The organism is Microbacterium sp. 4NA327F11 (assembly GCF_005503465.1).
In the GTDB taxonomy this organism is placed as follows: domain Bacteria; phylum Actinomycetota; class Actinomycetes; order Actinomycetales; family Microbacteriaceae; genus Microbacterium; species Microbacterium ginsengisoli.
Map to the genome: position 1 here is coordinate 31,785 of NZ_SCOB01000016.1, position 19,145 is coordinate 50,929.

Consider the following 19,145-nt stretch of genomic DNA (forward strand, 5'->3'; position numbering starts at 1 on the left):
TCAGTCCTTCCCTGGGAGGAGGCGGAATTGGATGCCGACCACCACGACGACGATGAGCACCAGGATCGTGGTGGCAGCGGATGCTGCGGGCAGATCGCCGATCTGGTAGGCGCGTTCAAAGATCGTGTTCATGATGAGGTTGGTGGAACCCTCGGGGCCTCCTCGAGTGAGCTGCCGGACCGGCGCGAACACGAGGAAGTTCGCGACCGTGTCGGCCACGAGCACGAACAGAAGCGGGCGGCGCAGCCCTGGCAGCGTGATATTCGTGAATCTCCGCCATGGACCGGCGCCGTCCAGTTGGGCCGCCTCGTACAGCGTCTCGGGAATGTCTTTGATGCCCGCGACGAGGAACGTCATCCAGTATCCGACGCCGACCCAGCTGCAGATGATAACGATGGACCACAGCGCCATGTCCGGGCTGGTGAGCCACGGGACGGCCGGAAGACCGAGTGCGACGAGCACACTGTTGAACGGGCCGTCGGGTCGGAAGAGCACGCCCCAGATGATCGCGGAGACGATCTGCGGGACCGCGACGGGAAGCAAGATGAACGTGCGCCAGAGGCCGACCAGGGGGACTGTCTGCGTCAGGAGCACGGCGAGAAGCAGCGCCAGGGCGATCTGGAGCGGGTTGATGACGACGGAAAAGAGGAGGGTCACCTTCAGCGATCCGATGAAGGTCGGATCACTGAAAAGCCGTTCGAATGTTCCGAAGCTGACATCCCCGCTTCGGCTAGTGAAGGAGCCGACCAGCGCCTCCACGGCAGGCCAGAGGCGGAGCAAGACGACTCCGACGACCGCGGGCGCCAGAAAGGCCAGGGCGGTCAGCGCGGACCGGCGTGTTCGGGTCCGTGAACGGGATGTGACGGTCCGGGTGACGGACATGTGCTGCTCTCCTCAGAGGGGTGGGGTCGGCTCAGCGGCCGACCCCACCCAATTCACCGGTACTGGGCGAGTTGGGATTCGAGTTGCTGTTGCGCTGAATCGAGGATGCCGCTCACGTCGCCACCGTTGCGGATGTCGGAAAACGCCTTGTTCATGACCGTTTCGAACTCCACGTATCCGATGCTGGAGGGACGATGCAGGGCGTGCTTTTCCGAGTCGACAGGGAAGAGGGAATCCATCGCCTTGGCAGGCTCGGGCGCGATCGCTTCCAGGCCGGCGATGAAGTCCGGATAGACGTCCTGGTTCACCGGGGGCAACGTGTAGATCTGGCTGATGAGGTTCCCGCCGTCCGTGGACATCGAGAGGAAGCGGCCGAACTCCTCCGCGGCGTCCTTATGTTCGCTGTAGGCGCTCACCCCGACTGCCCAGCTGTCCGTGGGTGTGTAGATCTCGCCGCCTGCGAAGTACGGCAGAGGGGCGACGCCCCACCCGTCAGCCAGCGGAGAGTCCTGGAACTGCTTGACTCTGGACGATGACGCCACGAAGTAGGCGATCTGACCGGTTGTGAACATCTCCGGCATCTGCGTCGCGTCCACTCCGATCGGCGCGAGACCACTCGTGTGAATCTGCTGATACCACTTCCCCCACTTCTTCCAGTCGTCCGAGTTGACGTCGGGGGTGAGATTGCCTTCCCCGCCGAGCCCGCTTGTCGCCCCGAAGGACTCGATGAGCGGCTGCAGCTGGTAGTAGCGGTCGACCTGCTCGAATCCGAGCCCGTACGCGGCTCCTGCCTCTTTGGCGCGCTGTGCGTCCGCGAGGACCTGTTCCCATGTCAGTCGTGACGAATCGTCGCTGGACGGCGGGGTGATGCCGGCCTGCTCCAGCAGCGCCTTGTTGTAGAGCAGGAATCCGTCTGAGGACCAGAGCGGGTACGAGTACTGCTTGCCCTCCCACGTCACCGACTGGACGCCAGGCTCGGAAAGGCTCACCGGGGGATCTGCGAAGTCGCTGCTCACGTCCAGCAGATATCCGTCGGTGACCATGGCGGGCAGACGGGGCGGGTCGACTGCGATCACATCGATCGAGGTGTCTCCGGAGCCGAGGCGGGCCTGCGTCTGGGAGACCAGCTGGTCAAAGGGCACCGACTCGGAGGACACGGTGATGTTGGGGTGGGCGTCTTCGAAGGCCGCGATCGCGTCGTCGAATCCTTCCCCGAAGATGTGCAGGAACGTGATGGTCACGTCGCCGCCCTCCGAGGAGTCGGGTGTTCCGCTGGCGGTGCACGCGGTGACGAGCGTGGCCGTGGCGAATACTGCCGCCGCCGCGGCCCATCGAGTTGTCTTCATTCGTAGCTCCTTTGCTGTGTGTTGACTGCGGTGTGTGCTTCCAGGTCTCCTCCAGGGTGAGGAGGGCTGTGTGCGGGGTCGGCTTCACGAGCCGACCCGCTCGACCGGCCCAGGATGAGCCGGTGCGGGATGGTGACACGGCTGGGGGCTGTGTGCCGGGAGCCGGTGACCATGTCCATGGTCTGCCGGGCGATCTGGTCGACCGGCTGCAGCACCGAGGTGAGCGGCGGCCGCGTGTACCGGCCGTCGTCGGTGCCGTCCAGGGAGACCATCGCCACGTCGGCGGGCACCCTGACCGACCGGTCCAGCAGAGCCGCGAGAAGGCCGATCGCTTGCTGGTCGCTGGAGACGAACACCGCATCGGGCCGATCCGGCAGCTGACTGATCGTCGATCCGATCTCGTAGCCGCTCTGCTTGGAGAACTCACCCGAGAAGTTCCACGCGGGGACTTCTTCGATGCCATGGTCTTGCAACGCGGCTCGGAACCCGGCGAGCCTCTGCGCCGCAACACCGAGTCCGTGCGGTCCTCCGACGAACCCGACGCGGCGGTGTCCGGCCTCGATCAAAAACTCGGTACCGTGTCGGGCCGCCGCGTAGTTGTCGATGCATACCGAAGAGAACTCCGGACTGCTGTTGCCACGGTCGAGCATCACGACAGGCACCCCATAGCGTGTCGCCGCTTCCAGGTGCGGCGAGTCGTCCACGCCGACCACGATGAGCGCACGAACACGCTGCTCCAGGAAGGTGGCGAGCAGTCGCTGTTCACGGTCTTTGTCCCCGCCCGAGTCGCCCAGCAGCAACGTCAGGCCATGCCGCATCGCCTCGTCCTGGAGTGCGTGCGCCAGTGACGCGAAGAACGGGTTGGAAATGTCCGGGAGCAGGAGACCACAGGCGAATGTTCGTGAGCCCGCCAGTGCTTGCGCGCTGCGATTGGGAACGTACCCCAGTTCCTCGATGGCTCGTTGCACGCGCTGGCGGGTGGCAGGAGCGACGGATCTCGGGCCGTCATTGACGACGTAGCTGACGACCGCCACCGAGGTGCCCGCACGTGCGGCGACGTCGGCGCGGGTGACAAACGTCATTTCCGTGCACTCCGCGTGTCGTGGGCAGGTTGCGTCGACCAGTGCGCGGCGCACTGCCTAGAGGTGGCATCCGCTGGGACAATCGTCGCCACCGCCTCCGACGAGCGGGGAAGCATCCTCATCGACTGCATTCCAATCTGCAACATGACGCATCTACGCGCGTAGCACTTCTCAGAGATTAGTTCTGTTGAGCAGATAAAGCAAGCCCATGATGCTGTCGTCGGTGGAGATAGTGGGCCGGGCCGGTCATACCGGATTCCAACGATCAGCAACAGAGAGACCGTCGTCGCCTTGCTTCTAGAGCGTGGCAACGACGGTCTTTCCTGGCTTTTTCCCAGCCCGATCTCCGATCAGGCGTGCAGCATTCCCCCGTTGACGTGGAGGGTCTGGCCCGTGATGAATCCGCTCGCATCGGAGAGGAGGAAGAGCACCGCGCCGACCATGTCCTCGGGATGCGCCTCCCGGTGCAGCGATTGACGTTCGAGCATGGCGGTCTTCTGCGCAGGGGACACGGTCGCGCGTTCGACTTCGGTGTAGGTGGGGCCGGGCGCGACGGTGTTGACCCGGATGCCGTCTGCGCCGAGCTCGTGCGACATGGCGAAGCTCAACGCTGCGACGCCGCCCTTGCTTGCGACGTAGTGGAGGTACCCGCCGCGGCCGAGCCAGACCGCGTCCGAGGAGATGTTGACGATCGACGCTGCCGGCGAGGCTCTAAGACTGTTCAGCAAGGCGGTGGTGAGAAGCCACGGTCCGCGCAGATTGATCGCCATGAGCCGATCCCACTCCTCGACGGGGATCTCCCAGAACGGCCGCATCGTGATCGTGGAGAACACTGCGGCGTTGTTGACCAGACCATCGACCCTGCCGTAGCGCTGGGACACGAACCGGCCCAGCGCCTGGCAGCTGCCGGCATCGCTGACATCGAGGGGGTGGAAGACCGCCTCCCCGCCGGCGGCGAGGATCTCCTGTTCGACGGAGCGCCCCGTGGTCTCGTTGACGTCGGCGATCACGGCGATTCCCCCGTCCGCCGCGATCTCGCGGGCATACGCGCGCCCGATTCCCTGCCCGCCGCCGGTGATGACGACGACGCGGTCGGCGAGCGAGCGGGCCGCCGACGGCCTCGGGCTCCCGGCGTCGCTCACAGGCCGGCTCCGACCCGGCTTGACCGGAAGGATGCTTCGTCTGCGGGGACGATCTCGAACTTCAGCTGCACCAGACAGGATGGGCAGAACGCGCGGCGCAGGAGGATCCGCCGGGTGGCGAAGTTGGTGGCCGCGGCTCTCACCCCCGGGCCGGCTTCGCTCGGTTCGGACTCGCGTACGACCGCGTCCCTGATCGGATCGTGGTCGTCTCCCAGGATCGTGCCGCAGTGGCGGCATGTCACGATGGCGCCGTCCAGGAGCAGGTTGTCGTCGATTCTCGTGGTCATCGCGCCACCCCCTCCTCTATTCCGGCCCTGTCGTGTCGCAGGCGGTTGCGTGTCTCGTTGGTGGCGATGTGGTCGACGGTCGCGTGACCGTCCAGCACGACGCCGTACACCTGGGCGGCGGCGGCCGGGCTGACCTTGCGGGCGAGGACGTCGGCGGCGACAAGTTCCGGCTCTCGGAGCAGCGGGTCTCCGTATCCTCCTCCGCCCTGCCAGTGGGTGAAGTACACGTCGGTGGGGCCGAGATCGGTCTCGTGATGGGTCGGGACGAGCTGCTCGTCTCCTCCGAGCTCGTCGATGGATCGGGGGATCCTGCCCTGCGCGAAGAGATCCTGCACGAGGCTGTTGCGGACGAGGACGTCGTACTGGGTGCCGGCCGGCATCCCGCCGCTGATCCCGGTTGCCAGGGGGAGGGCCTTGCCCGGGGCGGACACCACGAGGTGGACTCCGCCGATCGGGCTGTCCCAGGGGATGAAGCAGCTGGAGGCGCCGACACCGCCGCGGTGGCGGCCGGGACCGCCCGAGTCTGCTTCCTCTCGTCGCCAGAGATAGAGCATGGGGAAGGCGAACTCGTTCATCTCCGAGTCGGCGATGCGTCCCATCGGGATGCAGGCCAGCCCGCCGGTGTCGACGCCGTCGGAGTCGGTGCGTGCGCCGAGGCCGCCGGCCATGGAGTCGCACAGCATGGTCACGAAGCCGCCGCCGCGCTGGTCGACGCCGGCGAGCAGCGCGAAGTCCCAGGTTCCGCAGCACACGCTCATCAGCCGTTGACGGTGCTCGACGTGCGTGTCCAGCAGGCCGGCCAGGCATTCGGTGACGACGTTCTGGGTCGCCCATGCGGATGCCACCGATGCTTTCCCGATGCCGGCGGGGAAGGTGCAGTTGTTGATCGTGCCGGGTTCGCTGATGATGTCCAGGCAGCGGTAGATCCCGCCGGGCGCCCAGGGGATGTCTCCGCACAGGGTGGTGAGGAGGATCGGCATGATCCCCCCGCGCAGGCCCGCATAGGTGCAGTTGATGAGGCCCTCCACCTGCGGGTCCGTGCCGGTGAAGTCGAACGTGAGCCGGTCGCCGGTCTTGGAGAGGGTGAGCACGATCTTGTAGACGCCGTCGTCTCCGGCCCGGGCGGAGTCCTGGTGGGCTACCGCGGACCAGGTGCCATCGGGGATCTCGAGCAGCTTGGCGCGCAGCCGCCGTTCGGCGTCGTCCATGGTGCGGCGCATCACGGCCTTGACCGTGTCGGCGCCGTACCGTGCGATGAGCGCCCGAAGGCGTTCGTGCGCGACGTTGTTGGCGCCGATCTTCGCTCGAAGGTCCAGGGCGACGAGTTTGGGGACGCGGGATCGACGCAGGTAGACGTCCTCCACGTCCTTGCGGATCACTCCGCCGTCCACGATCTTCACCGGCGGGGTGGGTACGGACTCCCAGAACACGTCGGTCGCGCCGACCGACCAGCTGCCCGGGGACACTCCGCCGAGGTCGACCTGATGGGCGACCGCGCCCGTCCAGGCGAACAGCTCACCCTCATGGAACAGCGGGGCGAACAGGCTCACATCGCTCTGATGCAGCCCGCCGCCCACCCAGGGGTCGTTGCACAGGAACATGTCGCCGGGGGCGATACCGGGCGAGTCCACCCGGTTGCGCAGCGTCCAGTTCGCCGCCATGTCCAGGGATGCGGCCAGCTCGGTGTTGTACAGGCCCACCTGGACCACATCGCCGACCTCGTCCATGATGGCGGCGTCGAAGTCGTTGCAGTCGGTGACCACGACGGATCCGGACATCTTCTTCAGCGCCTCCCCCATCTCCTCGGTGATGGAGGTGAGGCGGTGTCTGATGACCTCGTACGTCAACGGGTCGAGTCCTTCGACGAGGTCGGGTGCCACGGAATGGAGGGCGATCTTGCCGGCGAGCAGGCGGCGGGTCTCGTCCGCGGTGACGGGTTGGTTGGCGAATTCCTCGGAACCCGCGACGGGGATGATCGGCACGATGTGCTCCCTCAGTTCGATGCGTAGTGGATGACGAGGTTTCCGAGCCGGTCCACGACCGCCCGGCATCCTCGGGGAATAGCGACCGTGGTGGTCGGCGCTTCGACGACGGCAGGCCCTGGGATCTCGTGATCGCGGGCCAGTGCGGTGTAGTCGTAGATCGCCGCCTCCTCCCATCCGGTCAGCGGGTCGAGCAGCACCTGGCGGTGGCTGCCGGGTGCGGGCGGCTCCGGTGAGCGGCTCGCCTCGTTCAGCCGCGGCCGGATGGGGAGGACTCCGATCGCCCGGGTGCGGTAGGTGATCAGCTGCAGACCCGCGTCAGCGAAGCCCGCGCCCTTCCCGTACAGCCGTTCGTACTGGTCGCCGAACTGCGCGGCCAGCCGGTCCATCCCCGGCAGATCCGGCACCTCCTCCAGCACCGGTGTGGTCACCTCGGCGAGCTGCATCGTGTAGCGCATATCCACCTCGCGGTTGTGGATCACACTCGCGAACTTGAGCTCCTGGGCCGCGAGCCGGGCGTCCAGTTCACGGTCCAGCTCCTCGAACACCCCGGTGAACTCGTCCGCGGCCGGGGGGAAGTTTGACGGCTGCGACATCTCGGCGGTGAGCGCGATGTCCGACGCCGCCAAGCCGTACGCAGAGAACACGGCCGCTGCAGTCCCGAGAGGGACGACGACCTGCTGCACCTCGAGATCGGCGGCGTAGGCGGCGCAGTGCATAGGGCCCGCGCCGCCGAACGCGTAGAGCACGAAGTCCCGCGGGTCGCGGCCGGAGGTGACGACGACTTTCCGCACCAGGTCGGCGGTCTGCGCGTTCTGGATCGCGTAGACGGCGGCGGCCGCGCTCTCCACCGACATCCCCAGCGGCTCCGCGATCTTCACCCGGATCGCCTCCTCCGCGAGGTGACGGTGCAGCTTCTTCTTGCCGCCCAGGAAGTTGTCGGGGTTGACGATCCCGAGCACGAGGTCCACATCGGTGACGGTCGGCTCTGTGCCGCCCTCGCCATAGCAGGCCGGTCCAGGCCGGGCGCCGGCGCTGCGGGGGCCGACGTGAAGGTTCCCGCCGGCATCGACCCAGGCGATCGCACCCCCACCAGCGCCGATGGTGTGCACATCGACCATGGGCACGTTCACCTGGTACTGGTTCAGGACGGTGCTGGTCGAGGAGACCGGTTCCCCGTCGACCACCAGCCCGGTCAGGAACGTCGTGCCGCCCATGTCGGTAGAAATCACGTTACGGTGACCGAGTTCATCCGCCAGCCGAGTGCAGCCGACGACTCCCCCGGTCAGCACGGAACCGATCGTGGTGATCGCGCGTGCCGGAGCGTCCTCCGCGGTGACACATCCTCCGCTGCCCTGCATCACCAGCAGGCTGCCGCGCAGCCCCCGGTCCCGCAACGACGCCTCGAGCGGCTCCAGGTAGGCGCGCAGTCGCGGCCCGACCTGGGTGTTCATGATCGTCGTGACGCTCCGCGAGAACTCGCGGATGCGCGGGCTGACATCGCTCGAGAGGGCGACGTAGCGGCCCGGGGCCTCCTCCTGGATGATCTCCCGCGCCCGCTGCTCATGGACGGGATTGAGGAAAGACCACAGGAAAGAGACCGCGAAGGCCTCCACGCCCTCTGCCAGCAACGCACGGACCGACTCTCGGGTCGCGGCCTCGTCCAGCCGGACCACGACGGTGCCCTTGTAGTCCACACGTTCGTCGATCTCGTGGATGAGGTGCGGTGGCACCAGCGGCTGCGGCTTGTTGGTGCGGACCATGTCCTGGATCTTGTCCGCGCCCAGGCCCGCGTATCGACCCTCCAGGTTCATGATCGTGATCGAGTCCGCATGACCGGCGGTGGTGAGGAACCCGACCCTGGCGACATCGCCGGTCACGAGCGCGTTGAGAGTCGTGGTTGTGCCGTGCACGATGTAGTCGGTCTGCTCGAGCAGCGACCTCGTGGGGATGCCCAGCGAGTCGGCGAGGTCGTCGACGACCTGGAGGAACCCGTGAGCGAAATCCGGGGGGGTCGACGGGGTCTTGGCTGCGGCGACCCGTCCGCTCTCGTCGGCGACGAAGGCGTCGGTGAATGTGCCACCGATGTCGATTCCGATTACATACGTCATAAGGCCTCCATTGGACTTGCGTCATCGTTGATCGACGGCCCGGGAAGCCATCGGTCAACACTCAACCACGAAGGTGTTTCCTTTGTCCATAGTCATTTTCTGCACAGTAGAGTCGTGATTGGGCGCGTGCCCGGCTAGTGGCGCCTGATGCGGATGCGGAAGGCCCGGTGTACCAGTGGCAGGGTGATCCAGATCACTGCGGCGACGGTGGCGAGTGTCGAGATCGCTGTGGGTAGCGGCCAGGGCAGTGCCGCCAGCCACGGCAGCAGGACAGCACCGGAGAGCAGGGCGAGCGGGAACAGTGCCAGCCACACCATGAGCGCTGTCCGCCACTTGGGAACGATGCGACCGGGCTCCCCCGCAAGTCCCGCCTCGAGTTCTTGCAGGCTGATCGCGACGGGGCGGCCCGCGGTGAGGGGGGAGCCCTCTTCGAGTCGCCGGTGCCGTTGCTCGCTCTTCTCCCACGCGAGCAGGTTCATCGCCGAACGGAACCGCACTCCGACAATGAACGTGGCGCCGTCGGGGTCAGGCGCTGTCCGCACGCTCGAGCCGAGGTAGCCGGTGAACCGGGATGCGTCGGAGCACAGGGCGTCCGCCCACTGCAACAGGTCGTCCTCCCTGCCCGGCAGGGCACGCCGGGAGATGTACACCAGCACGGGCAGCGCGAGCGGTTCCCCCATCGCTGAACGTCTCTAGCTAGATCACGACGGTGGTCGCTTTGACCTCGGTGTAGGAGAGGAGCTCGTCGATGGACTCCTCCCGCCCGACGCCCGACGCCTTCGTCCCCCCGAACGGCAAGCCCCAATAGTGTCGGCTGCCCCCGTTGACGACGACGTACCCCGCCTCCACCCGGTGAGCCACGGTGAGCGCGCGGGTGATGTCCGAGGTCCAGACCGTGGCGGTCAGTCCGTACTCGACGCCATTGGCGATCCGAATCGCTTCTTCCTCGGTGTCGAACACGATCACGGACAGGACCGGGCCGAATATCTCATTCTGTTCGACCAAGGAACCCGGCGTCACTCCTGCCAGCACCGTGGGTGCCAGGTACCACCCGCCGGCAGCAAGCCCTTCAGGGCGGCTTCCGCCTGCGACGATGCGGGCGCCCTCCGCGACGGCGGTGCGGATGGCGTGCTCGGACTTGTCGAGCTGGGCCTCGGACACGAGGGGCCCCATCTCGGTGAGCTCGTCGAGCGGGTGTCCGACGCGGATGGCGGAGACGAGCTCGGCCACGCGGGCGGTGACCGGTTCCGCGATCGATCTGTGCACGAGGAGCCTGCTGGTGGACCCACAACTCTGTCCCGCCGTCCAGGTGAAGTTCATCCCGCTCACCGCGCCCTGGGCCGCCTTCTCCAGGTCGGCGTCAGCAAAGACGATCTGGGCGTTCTTGCCGCCGAGCTCCAGCGAGACGTGCTTGACACCCGTCTCGGATGCGTCCCGCTGGATCGCCTGCCCGGTGGTGGTGGAGCCGATGAACCCGATTCGGCGCACATCGGGGTGCCGAACGATCGCCCGACCCGCTACCGCTCCTCGACCGCTGATCGTGATCAGCAGGTTCGTGGGCAGCACCTCGGTTGCCAGTTCCGCAAGCCGCAGCGAGGACAGCGGAGTCTGGTCCGGGGCCTTCAGGATGACGGCGTTGCCGGCCATCAACGGCGCGGCGATCTTGGATAGGGCGAAGAAGATCGGGTGGTTGAATGCGCCGATCCGCGCCACCACACCGTAGGGTTCGTGTGTGGTGTAGTGCAGGTTCTCGCTCAGCGGTACGGTCCGCCCGCCCAGTTGCAGCGCCATGTCCGCGAAGATGTCGATCAGTTCGAGTCCCGCCTCCACGTCCCGGCGCATCATGGAGAGGGTGAATCCTCCGTCCATCGCGTCCAGGATCGCCAGTTCCTCGGCATGCCGGCGAACGTGGTCGGCGAATGCTCGAAGCGTGGCGGCCCGCTGCCGCGGCGGTGTAGCCGCCCACGCGGGCTGGGCCGCCTGGGCGGCGCGGACTGCCCGGTCGACGTCGGCTTCTGAGCAGTCCGGGACCGTGGTGAGCATCCGGCCGGATGCCGGGTTCTCCACCTGGTACCGCGCGTCGACGGCGAGGTGCTCACCGTCGACGAGGACGTGCCACTCCCGTTGGCTGATGGCGCCCTGGCCGCGGGGATCGGGGTTCATGGGGACTCCTGTCTCACGGGCTCAATCGTGCCTCGTGTTCGAGTGCGGCGAGGTGATACCGCCACACGGCCTCGTCGTTGAATGCCGATCCCAGATCGGGCAAGTCGTCGCGGTCGCCGTCATCGATGTCGGAAGGAACCGCCCCCGTCGACAGGACGCTGAGGTGCATTCGGGCGAGGGCATCGACGTTGAGGGCTCGGATCACGGCCTGTTGGATTGTTGCCCCGGCGGCGGTGAGCCCGTGTCCGGACAGCAGCACCACCGGGGAGTGGCCCATGCTGGCGAGCATCGCGTCCGCCCGCGCACGGGTGCGGATGAGCGCGGAGCTCGGATGCACCGGGATCCCCGCGGTTGCCAACTGCATGGCCGGGATGTTGTAGGCGCCAACGATCGGGCGCAACGGGACGCCCGTGAGCGTCATTGCGACAACCGCAGGCGGATGCGCGTGCACCACGGAACGGGTCTCGGGCGAGGCCGCGATCACGGCAAGATGCAGCGGGAGTTCGTTCGGCACCGACCACCCGTCGGGCAGATCGTGCGAACCATCAAGGCCGACCTCGTGCACATCCTCCGCAGTGGTGAACGCAAGACCGCGTTCCTTGGGCCCGCGGCAGCGCACGAGCACAGCATCCTCGCCGACTCTCACGCTGACGTGCCCAAGCACGTCGGAGACGAGCCCGCGATAGGCGAGCACCCGGCAGGCGTTGGCGACCGCCGTTCGCTCGTCCGTCCAGCTCTGCACACTTCGACGCTAGCAGAATCCATCTCTGTCTGCCAGAATCCAACTTGAGGTTGGATCGGAAACGGTCTACGTTCTCTGCGAGACAGATAGTTCTTCTTTCAACGACGATCTGAGGCGACGGCCCGATGACCACCGAATCCACCATCTTCGACGAAGTGCGGGAAGGGATGATCCCCGCACACATCTACAACGACCGGGACGTGTTCGAGCTCGAGAAGAGGAACCTGTTCAGCCGGGCCTGGCTGTTCGTTGCGCACGAGTCGGAGATTCCGCAGCCCGGTGACTACGTGGTCCGCAAGGTGCTCGACGACTCGTTCATCGTGGTTCGCGACGAGAAGGGTGAGATCAAAGCGCACTTCAACATGTGCCTGCATCGCGGAATGCAAGTCTGCCGGGCCGAGATCGGAAACGCGTCCCACTTCCGGTGCCCGTATCACGGCTGGTCATACCGCAACGATGGACGGATCATCGGGCTCCCTTTCCATCAGGAGGCGTACGGCGGGGAAGAGGGATTCAGCCGCAAAGGCGCCAGGCTCCTGCCTGCTCCGAGCCTGGACAGCTACAACGGGCTGATCTTCATCAGCATGGACCCCTACGCTCCCCCGCTGCGGGAGTATCTGGGCGATTTCACCTTCTACCTCGACTACTACACCCGGCAGTCACCCTCCGGCATCGAGTTGCGCGGACCGCAACGGTGGCGGGTGAACGCGAACTGGAAGATCGGCGCCGAGAACTTCGCCGGCGACATGTACCACACCCCGCAGACGCACACGTCGGTGGTGGAGATCGGGCTGTTCCGCGAGCCGAAGGCCGAGAAACGCAAGGACGGCAACACCTACTGGGCCGGCAACGGCGGGGGCACGACCTACAAGCTGCCCCCGGGCACTCTCGAGGAGAAGCTGCGATACGTCGGCTACCCGCAGGAGATGATCGACCGGATGAAGACCGTCTGGTCGCAGGAGCAGATGGATGTCATCGGCGAGAACGGGTTCATGATCTCTGCGGCCTCCGCGTTCCCGAACATGAGCTTCGTGCACAACTGGCCGAAGGTCGAGGACGGCGACGATGTGCTGCCGTTCATCTCCATCCGGCTGTGGCAGCCGATCAGCGAGAACGAGACCGAGGTGCTCTCCTGGTTCGCCGTCGACGCCGAGGCTCCCGAGGAGTTCAAGGAGCTCAGCTACAAGGCCTACCTGATGTGCTTCGGCTCCACCGGCATGTTCGAGCAGGACGACGTCGAGAACTGGGTGTCCCTCACCAACACCGCGAAAGGCTCCATGGCACGGCGGCTCCTCCTGAACGGACGCATGGGCATGCTCAAGGACGGCACCCCCGTGGTGGAGCCGCTGACCGCCGAAGAATTCGCCGGACCCGGGGAAGCTCACGTCGGCTACGGGGAGTACAACCAGCGCCACCTCCTCAACCGGTGGGCGGACTACCTCGAGAACGAGCCCGCCGAGCCGACCCGCCCGGTCGTCGTCGGTCTCATCCGCAAGACACCGTCCGTGCTCGCCGCTGAGAACGCTCTTGCCGCCGCAGGCGTGCAGAAGGAGGCGTCCGCGTGAGCCTCATCGGAGCCGACCTCTCCTCCCAGTCGGTGCTCGGCGCGCATGCCACCCCGGCACGCAAGGCCGGCGTGTCGCTCGGATTCGGTGACCCCCGGCACCTCGACGCCTCGCGCTGGCTCATCGAAGAGGCCTACACGCTCGACGATCAGAGATACGAGGACTGGCTCGAGACCCTGACTGAGGACATCCACTACCTGATGCCGGTGCGGGTCACGACCGCTCTCGGCGCGGGCTATTCGACCAGTCCGGGGATGGCGCACTGGGACGAGAACAAGTACTCCCTCAGCAGGCGCGTGGCGCGTTTCCTCACAGAGCACGCGTGGACCGAGGATCCCCCTTCGCGTCTGCGTCACTACGTCACGAATATCCGCACCTTCGACACGGATGTCACCGGCGAGTTGATCGCCGATTCGGCCGTGCTGCTGTTCCGCAGCCGTGGCGACACCAACCCGGCATCGCTCGTGTCTGCGCAGCGCGAAGACGTGCTCCGCCGCGTCGGAGACACCTACCAGCTGGCCCGCCGGGTGATCCTGGTCGACGAGTCAGTGCTACATACCCAGAATCTGGCGATCTTCCTGTGACCCTCGAATGGGAAGGCGAGGACATCGACCGGGACAACGCCCGGCGCGCCGCCCTCGAACATGATCGGCTGGTCGAACGCACCGTCGGGGTGCCGCTGACGATTGCGAACGAGTTCAGTGAGATCCGCGTCTCACACGTGGAGACCCGCAACGGGTCCCGTCTGCTGATCGAGTCCCCCAAATCGGGCCAGTGGATCGCCGTGGACCCGCTCGAGCTGGAAGCGCTCACCTGGCAGACCACCCAGACCTTCTCGGCGATGATCGCCTCACCGTTCGAACCTATGTTCCCGGACAGCCGGGGCTGACGTCCACCCACAAGACAAGGAGTGCCCGTGCCTGTCGTCAAAGCCGACCTCGGCGCCTGCCAGGGATATGCCAACTGCGTCGTCGGAGCCTCCGACTACTTCGACATCGACGACGACGGGCTCGTCGTGCTGCTACGCGTGGACGTGCCCGAAGACGACCGCAAACGCGTGGAGGAAGCCGCCCGCAGCTGCCCGGTCTCGGCTCTGATGGTCGTGGACGAATGAACCGTGCCCTCATCGTCGGAGCCTCCGTCGGCGGTGTGAAAACCGCCCAGGCGCTGCGCGCGGCCGGGCACACCGGGCAGATCGTGATCGTGGAGGCAGAAGCGGTCGCCCACCCCTACGACCGGCCGCCGCTATCCAAGGGCTACCTGGCTCCCGATGCGGCACTCGCGCAGATCGCCCTCACCACCGCAGACGAGCTTGCCGCCATAGATGTTCAGGTCCGGTACGGCGCGGCCGCCACCGCCCTCGACCCCACGAGGAAGCTCGTCACCCTCGAGGACGGCGAACAACTCGGCTACGATTCCCTCGTCATCGCCACAGGCGCCCGCGCCCGCCGCTCTCCGTGGGGGGAGGGCCCGGGCATGCACGTGCTGCGGACCAGCGCGGATGCCGAAGCCCTCCGCGCAGAACTGCTCCCCGCCCGCAGACTCCTCATCGTCGGGGCTGGGTTCATCGGCGCCGAGATCGCCGCCACAGCGACGAAGGCCGGCGTGACAGTGACCATGGTCGACCCCCTGCCGGCCCCGATGTCACGCGTGCTGAACGACGACGTCGGACAGATCTTCGGCGACAAACACAACACGGAGGGGGTCGACCTGATCCTCGGACATTCCGTGTCATCCGTGGAGCGGGCCGATGGCGGCGGGTTCCACGTAGCCCTGACAGACGGCACCCGCCTGGACGTCGACGCTGTACTTGTGGGCATCGGGGCCGTCGTCAACACCGAGTGGCTGGAAGGGTCCGGGCTCGTGCTGGACAACGGTGTCCTCTGCACCCCCGGGCTCGCCGCTGTCGGAGTGGATGACATCTACGCAGTCGGAGACGTCTGCCGTTGGACAGACGCAACACGGGGCGAGACCATCCGCCTCGAACATTGGACCAATGCCACCGACCAGGCGCCGATCGTCGCCCACAACATCGTCAACCCCACCGCGCAGCGCGCATACGAGGCGATCGAGTACGTCTGGAGCGATCAATACGACTGGAAAATCCAGGTCGTCGGCCGCACCGGCGCGACCGACCACGAACTCATCGGCGCCCCCGAGGACGGACGCTTCGCGGTGACCTACACAGCCGACGGCCGAAAGCTCACCGGCGCGGTGATCGTCAACTGGCCCCGAGCGCTCGTGACCTGCCGCAGGGCAATCGCCGACGGGACGGACATCGCCTCCGTCCGCGACTCGCTCGCCCGCCTCGCCGCCACATCCGCCGACGCTCGCGCGCGCGCATAAGCCCATGCATCTAGTCGTGGTCCAGGTTACCCGGTACGGTTTCTGTTGTGCAGAAACGCAAGAGCCACTCCTCCGATCCAACCAGCCCGCCGCAGTATCCGATCGAATCCGTCGACAACGCCCTGAAACTCATCCTCCTGCTCGGCGAACGTCCCGAGATCAGGTTGACCGACGCAAGCGCGCATCTCGGTGTCGCGTCATCCACCGCTCACCGCATCCTCGCCATGCTCGTCTGGCGCGGGTTCATGCGACAGGATCGCGCGTCCAAGGCCTACCTGCCCGGGCCGGCTCTCACCACGATCGCGTTCTCCGTGTTCAAGAGGATGGACCTTCAGCGCCTCGCGGAGCCCATCCTCAACGAGGTCAGCTCCGCACTCGGCGAGACCAGCCACCTGGGAGTGCTCGAGGGCAGTCGTCTGCGGTTCCTTGCGGTGTCGGAACCGGACATCGCAGTGAGAGTCGCCTCGCGACTGGGCAAAATCATGCCCGCCCACGCCACGTCGACAGGAAAAGCACTGCTGGCAGAGCTGACCACAGACCAACTGCACACCCTCTACCCGAACCAAGAGCTCGAACCCGTCACCTCCCACTCGGTCCGATCCCGCGCCGAACTCGAGGCCCAGCTCGAACAAGTGCGCCAGGCGGGATACGCAGTGAACCGAGAAGAGAGCGAAGATGGCGTCGGCTCCGTCGCAGTCGCCGTCCCGACGGCATCCGGGCTAAAGATCGCGATCAACGCCTCCGCGCCCATTCACCGACTACCGGCACGAAAGACCAAAGACTTCGCCCGCACCCTTCAGACCGCAGCGCAACGGCTCGCCGAGGTGCTCGGCTGAACGACCAGGGTGCCCGATTCACCACACAGTTCGGAGCACCCTGATGACCCCCCCACCGATCACCCTGCTGCACGGCGTCGACATCCCGCGGATCGGGCTCGGCACGTGGCCGTTCGTGGGCGAGGAGTGCCAGCAAATCGTACGCACCGCACTCGACCTCGGATACCGCCTCATCGACACGTCACACAAGTACGACAACGAAGATGCCGTGGGGGAGGCCATCCGCCGCTCCGGAATCCCCCGCGATGAGTTGTTCGTGACCAGCAAGTTCAACAAGGAGAACCACAGTGTCGACGGCGTGAGAACCGCCTACGAGGAGAGCCTCAGACGCACCGGCCTGGACTACCTCGACCTGTTCCTCATCCATTGGCCGGTACCAGCGCTCAACCGGTACGTGGACGCATGGGAGGGTCTGGTTGCCCTGCTCGAGGCGGGATCGGTGCGTGCTATCGGGGTGTCGAACTTCAAACCGGCACACCTTGACCGGATCATCGCGGCAACCGGCTACGTCCCCGATGTCAACCAGATCCAGTTGAGCATCGACATCGCCAGAACACTCCCCCGTACTGCCCACGACAACCTGGGAATCACCACCGAAGCGTGGAGCCCCCTCGGACGAGGCGCAACACTCCGCGACAACGAGCAGGTCACCGCGATCGCCCACCACCTGGGCCGCTCACCCGCCCAGGTACTGCTGAGATGGCACGTCCAGATGGGGATCGTGCCCATCCCACGCTCGTCCAATAGTCAACAGCTCGCCCAGAACCTCGACCTCTTCGACTTCGAACTCTCCCCCGCCCAGATGAGCGTTCTCGACACCCTCGACCGCGGAGAAGACGCCGCACGCGACTCCGACGATCCATCCAACGGGCACTGACTCGCCTGAAGTGAAGCCAAGAGAGTCGGTGAGCGGGAGCCCACTCCGTTTCCAAGCTCCGGTTTTTCCAGCGCATCAGTTTCTCGCCAGCCGACGACGCCGACAGCGCGAATTCGCGCCCTCAGCGGTGAGCTCACGGATGCCCTAGCCGACTTCGTCACCGTGCGCGTGAGGCATCTGGCACGAGGGCTACCCGATGTCGACCGCTGAACTCATCGTAGGGACAACCAGTAACGCTCGACCCGGACAAGGTCAGAATCCCACCTCCTAGCGGGACCAACGCGCCTACCGCGAACGGTGCAGACACCGCCCTACGCGGGTGCGAGACTAGTGGGTTCCGCATCGAAGGGGGATGCTGTGTCAGATGATGAGGCCAATGACGACTGGGAGCAGGTCGTCCTGCACATGATCGCGCGGAGCACCGAGTCCGCACCCACCGAGCCCGGCGTCTACCGGATGCCATGCGGGAACTGCTATGTCGACTTCTTCCACGCCTCCGACGGCACCGAACGGTGGCTCGTCCCCGGTGATGAGCGCAGCTACACCCGCGACACCGTCGCCACCGCCCGCCACGGCGATCACCCGTGGGAGCGGATGTACACCCTCGCCCACGCTGCCGCCGAGATTCGCCGCCGCGCGATGAACGGCGGCGCATCCGTTCAGGTGCTGATCGAAGAGTTGGCCGAAATCGCAGATGCGGAGGATGCGGCGGAGGAAATGGAGATCGCCCGCATCGTGCGGGGACGGCCCGCCGACAGTGCAGAGATCCCGCTCGCCGATCTCGCCCGGAAGTTCGGGATAGATCTCGACGAACTCTAGCGATATCTACCGAGGTCTATCGAAACGCTAGACACCGCTAGATTCTGCAATACAACGAGCATCCGAGGGGCAGGTGCGAGGACGTGAGTGAGTATCCGTGGTTCGAGTTCGACCAGGTGGACTTCGTCACCGCGGACACTCACTTCAGCCACGCTCGGATCAGCGGACTCGCCGAACGTCCGTTCACCAGGGTCGACGAGATGAACACTGAACTCATCCGCCGGTGGAACGAAACCGTCGGCCCGTCAGATGTGGTGCTGCATCTCGGGGATGTCGCGCTCGGACCGATCGAAGAATCGATCGCCCTCAGCGCGCAGCTGCACGGTCGCCGGTACCTTGTGCCCGGAAACCATGACCGGGTGTCGCCGGCGACGCAGTCGAAGAAGGCGATCGAACGGTTCGCGCCGCTCTACGAGGCAGCCGGATGGACGATTCTGCCGGAAGTCATAGAAGGCATCCGGCGCGGGTACCGGATCCTTGCCTCCCACTACCCGTACAAGGGCGACTCGCAGGAGTCGGACCGGCACACCACACACCGGCCGCGGTGGGACGACGGGATCCCGCTACTGCACGGCCACACCCACGCCCGCGACCACGGACCCAACGGGCACCAGTTCCACGTCGGCGTCGACGCCCACGGCTACGCGCCCATCCCGTTCACCGTCATCGACGCCTGGATCCGCGGGCTGCCGGACGTCGAACCGTGGCTCGATGTCGCGATCCGTGAAGCCCGCCAGACCATCGCAGAGCTCGACGGCAGCGAAACCTCGAACTCCGACGCACTGTTCTACATGATGGGGTATAACGAACTGCGAATCGCGATGGAAGAACTCCTCGGAGCACTCGACTCCACCTACCCCGACTCACCCCCGAACATCACTTGAATGGGGACCACGGCTGGCATCTTCTCGGCGCCGTGGGTGTGAACAGTTCGCCGCCGGCGGGACCGGATTAGAGAGTCGCGG

19 protein-coding genes are annotated in these 19,145 nt (G+C 66.1%); 9 read left to right on the forward strand and 10 right to left on the reverse strand.

The genetic code is table 11. The features are described from left to right. The 10 genes from FFS51_RS10965 to phtC form a co-directional block, all read right to left on the reverse strand. Complete coding sequence (locus tag FFS51_RS10965; protein ID WP_171006163.1) at positions 1–657, reverse strand: carbohydrate ABC transporter permease; 657 nt, start codon at positions 655–657, stop codon at positions 1–3. Positions 658–935: 278 nt separating this feature from the next. After that, positions 936–2,228, reverse strand: a complete 1,293-nt coding sequence (locus FFS51_RS10970; protein WP_137878350.1) for an ABC transporter substrate-binding protein — start codon at positions 2,226–2,228, stop codon at positions 936–938. Further along, entirely contained in the window at positions 2,225–3,310 is a 1,086-nt protein-coding gene (locus FFS51_RS10975; protein ID WP_137878351.1) for a LacI family DNA-binding transcriptional regulator, read from the reverse strand. Before FFS51_RS10975 ends, FFS51_RS10970 begins: the two co-directional genes overlap by 4 nt. A 350-nt stretch (positions 3,311–3,660) precedes the next feature. Next, positions 3,661–4,452 carry an SDR family NAD(P)-dependent oxidoreductase gene (locus tag FFS51_RS10980; RefSeq protein ID WP_137878352.1) on the reverse strand — a complete coding sequence of 264 codons (792 nt, stop codon included), beginning with the start codon at positions 4,450–4,452 and terminating at the stop codon, positions 3,661–3,663. After that, positions 4,449–4,739, reverse strand: a complete 291-nt coding sequence (locus tag FFS51_RS10985; RefSeq protein WP_137878353.1) for a hypothetical protein — start codon at positions 4,737–4,739, stop codon at positions 4,449–4,451. The genes FFS51_RS10980 and FFS51_RS10985 overlap by 4 nt, the downstream gene beginning before the upstream one ends. Further along, complete coding sequence (locus FFS51_RS10990) at positions 4,736–6,721, reverse strand: hydantoinase B/oxoprolinase family protein (protein ID WP_212742813.1); 1,986 nt, start codon at positions 6,719–6,721, stop codon at positions 4,736–4,738. Before FFS51_RS10990 ends, FFS51_RS10985 begins: the two co-directional genes overlap by 4 nt. A gap of 11 nt (positions 6,722–6,732) precedes the next feature. After that, positions 6,733–8,832 carry a hydantoinase/oxoprolinase family protein gene (locus FFS51_RS10995; RefSeq protein ID WP_137878355.1) on the reverse strand — a complete coding sequence of 700 codons (2,100 nt, stop codon included), beginning with the start codon at positions 8,830–8,832 and terminating at the stop codon, positions 6,733–6,735. A gap of 134 nt (positions 8,833–8,966) precedes the next feature. Beyond that, positions 8,967–9,512 carry a putative antibiotic biosynthesis monooxygenase gene (locus FFS51_RS11000; protein WP_137878356.1) on the reverse strand — a complete coding sequence of 182 codons (546 nt, stop codon included), beginning with the start codon at positions 9,510–9,512 and terminating at the stop codon, positions 8,967–8,969. Positions 9,513–9,528: 16 nt separating this feature from the next. Further along, a complete protein-coding gene (locus FFS51_RS11005; protein WP_137878357.1) occupies positions 9,529–10,995 on the reverse strand; it encodes an aldehyde dehydrogenase family protein in 1,467 nt (488 codons plus the stop codon). Between the two features lie 13 nt (positions 10,996–11,008). Next, complete coding sequence (gene phtC / locus FFS51_RS11010) at positions 11,009–11,737, reverse strand: 3,4-dihydroxyphthalate decarboxylase (RefSeq protein ID WP_137878358.1); 729 nt, start codon at positions 11,735–11,737, stop codon at positions 11,009–11,011. 125 nt (positions 11,738–11,862) lie between these two features. Here phtC and FFS51_RS11015 point away from each other — a divergent pair, with 125 nt between their 5' ends. From FFS51_RS11015 to FFS51_RS11055, 9 genes are all read left to right on the forward strand, one after another. Further along, a complete protein-coding gene (locus FFS51_RS11015; protein WP_137878359.1) occupies positions 11,863–13,302 on the forward strand; it encodes an aromatic ring-hydroxylating dioxygenase subunit alpha in 1,440 nt (479 codons plus the stop codon). Continuing rightward, complete coding sequence (locus tag FFS51_RS11020; protein ID WP_212742814.1) at positions 13,299–13,886, forward strand: 3-phenylpropionate/cinnamic acid dioxygenase subunit beta; 588 nt, start codon at positions 13,299–13,301, stop codon at positions 13,884–13,886. The genes FFS51_RS11015 and FFS51_RS11020 overlap by 4 nt, the downstream gene beginning before the upstream one ends. Next, positions 13,883–14,191 carry a hypothetical protein gene (locus FFS51_RS11025; protein ID WP_137878360.1) on the forward strand — a complete coding sequence of 103 codons (309 nt, stop codon included), beginning with the start codon at positions 13,883–13,885 and terminating at the stop codon, positions 14,189–14,191. Before FFS51_RS11020 ends, FFS51_RS11025 begins: the two co-directional genes overlap by 4 nt. A 27-nt stretch (positions 14,192–14,218) precedes the next feature. Continuing rightward, positions 14,219–14,416, forward strand: a complete 198-nt coding sequence (locus tag FFS51_RS11030; RefSeq protein WP_137878361.1) for a ferredoxin — start codon at positions 14,219–14,221, stop codon at positions 14,414–14,416. Next, the gene (locus tag FFS51_RS11035; protein ID WP_137878362.1) at positions 14,413–15,648 is read left to right on the forward strand and encodes an NAD(P)/FAD-dependent oxidoreductase; all 1,236 of its coding nucleotides are present in this window, start codon (positions 14,413–14,415) and stop codon (positions 15,646–15,648) included. Before FFS51_RS11030 ends, FFS51_RS11035 begins: the two co-directional genes overlap by 4 nt. Before the next feature lie 47 nt (positions 15,649–15,695). Continuing rightward, on the forward strand, positions 15,696–16,484 hold the full coding sequence (locus tag FFS51_RS11040) for an IclR family transcriptional regulator (protein ID WP_137878363.1): 789 nt from the start codon (positions 15,696–15,698) through the stop codon (positions 16,482–16,484). A 43-nt stretch (positions 16,485–16,527) separates the two neighbouring features. Beyond that, entirely contained in the window at positions 16,528–17,361 is an 834-nt protein-coding gene (locus FFS51_RS11045) for an aldo/keto reductase (protein WP_137878364.1), read from the forward strand. Positions 17,362–17,718: 357 nt separating this feature from the next. Continuing rightward, positions 17,719–18,180, forward strand: coding sequence for a zinc ABC transporter ATPase (locus FFS51_RS11050; RefSeq protein ID WP_137878365.1), 462 nt, complete (start codon positions 17,719–17,721; stop codon positions 18,178–18,180). A gap of 83 nt (positions 18,181–18,263) precedes the next feature. Further along, complete coding sequence (locus FFS51_RS11055) at positions 18,264–19,064, forward strand: metallophosphoesterase (RefSeq protein ID WP_171006164.1); 801 nt, start codon at positions 18,264–18,266, stop codon at positions 19,062–19,064. The last annotated feature ends 81 nt before the right edge of the window (positions 19,065–19,145 follow it).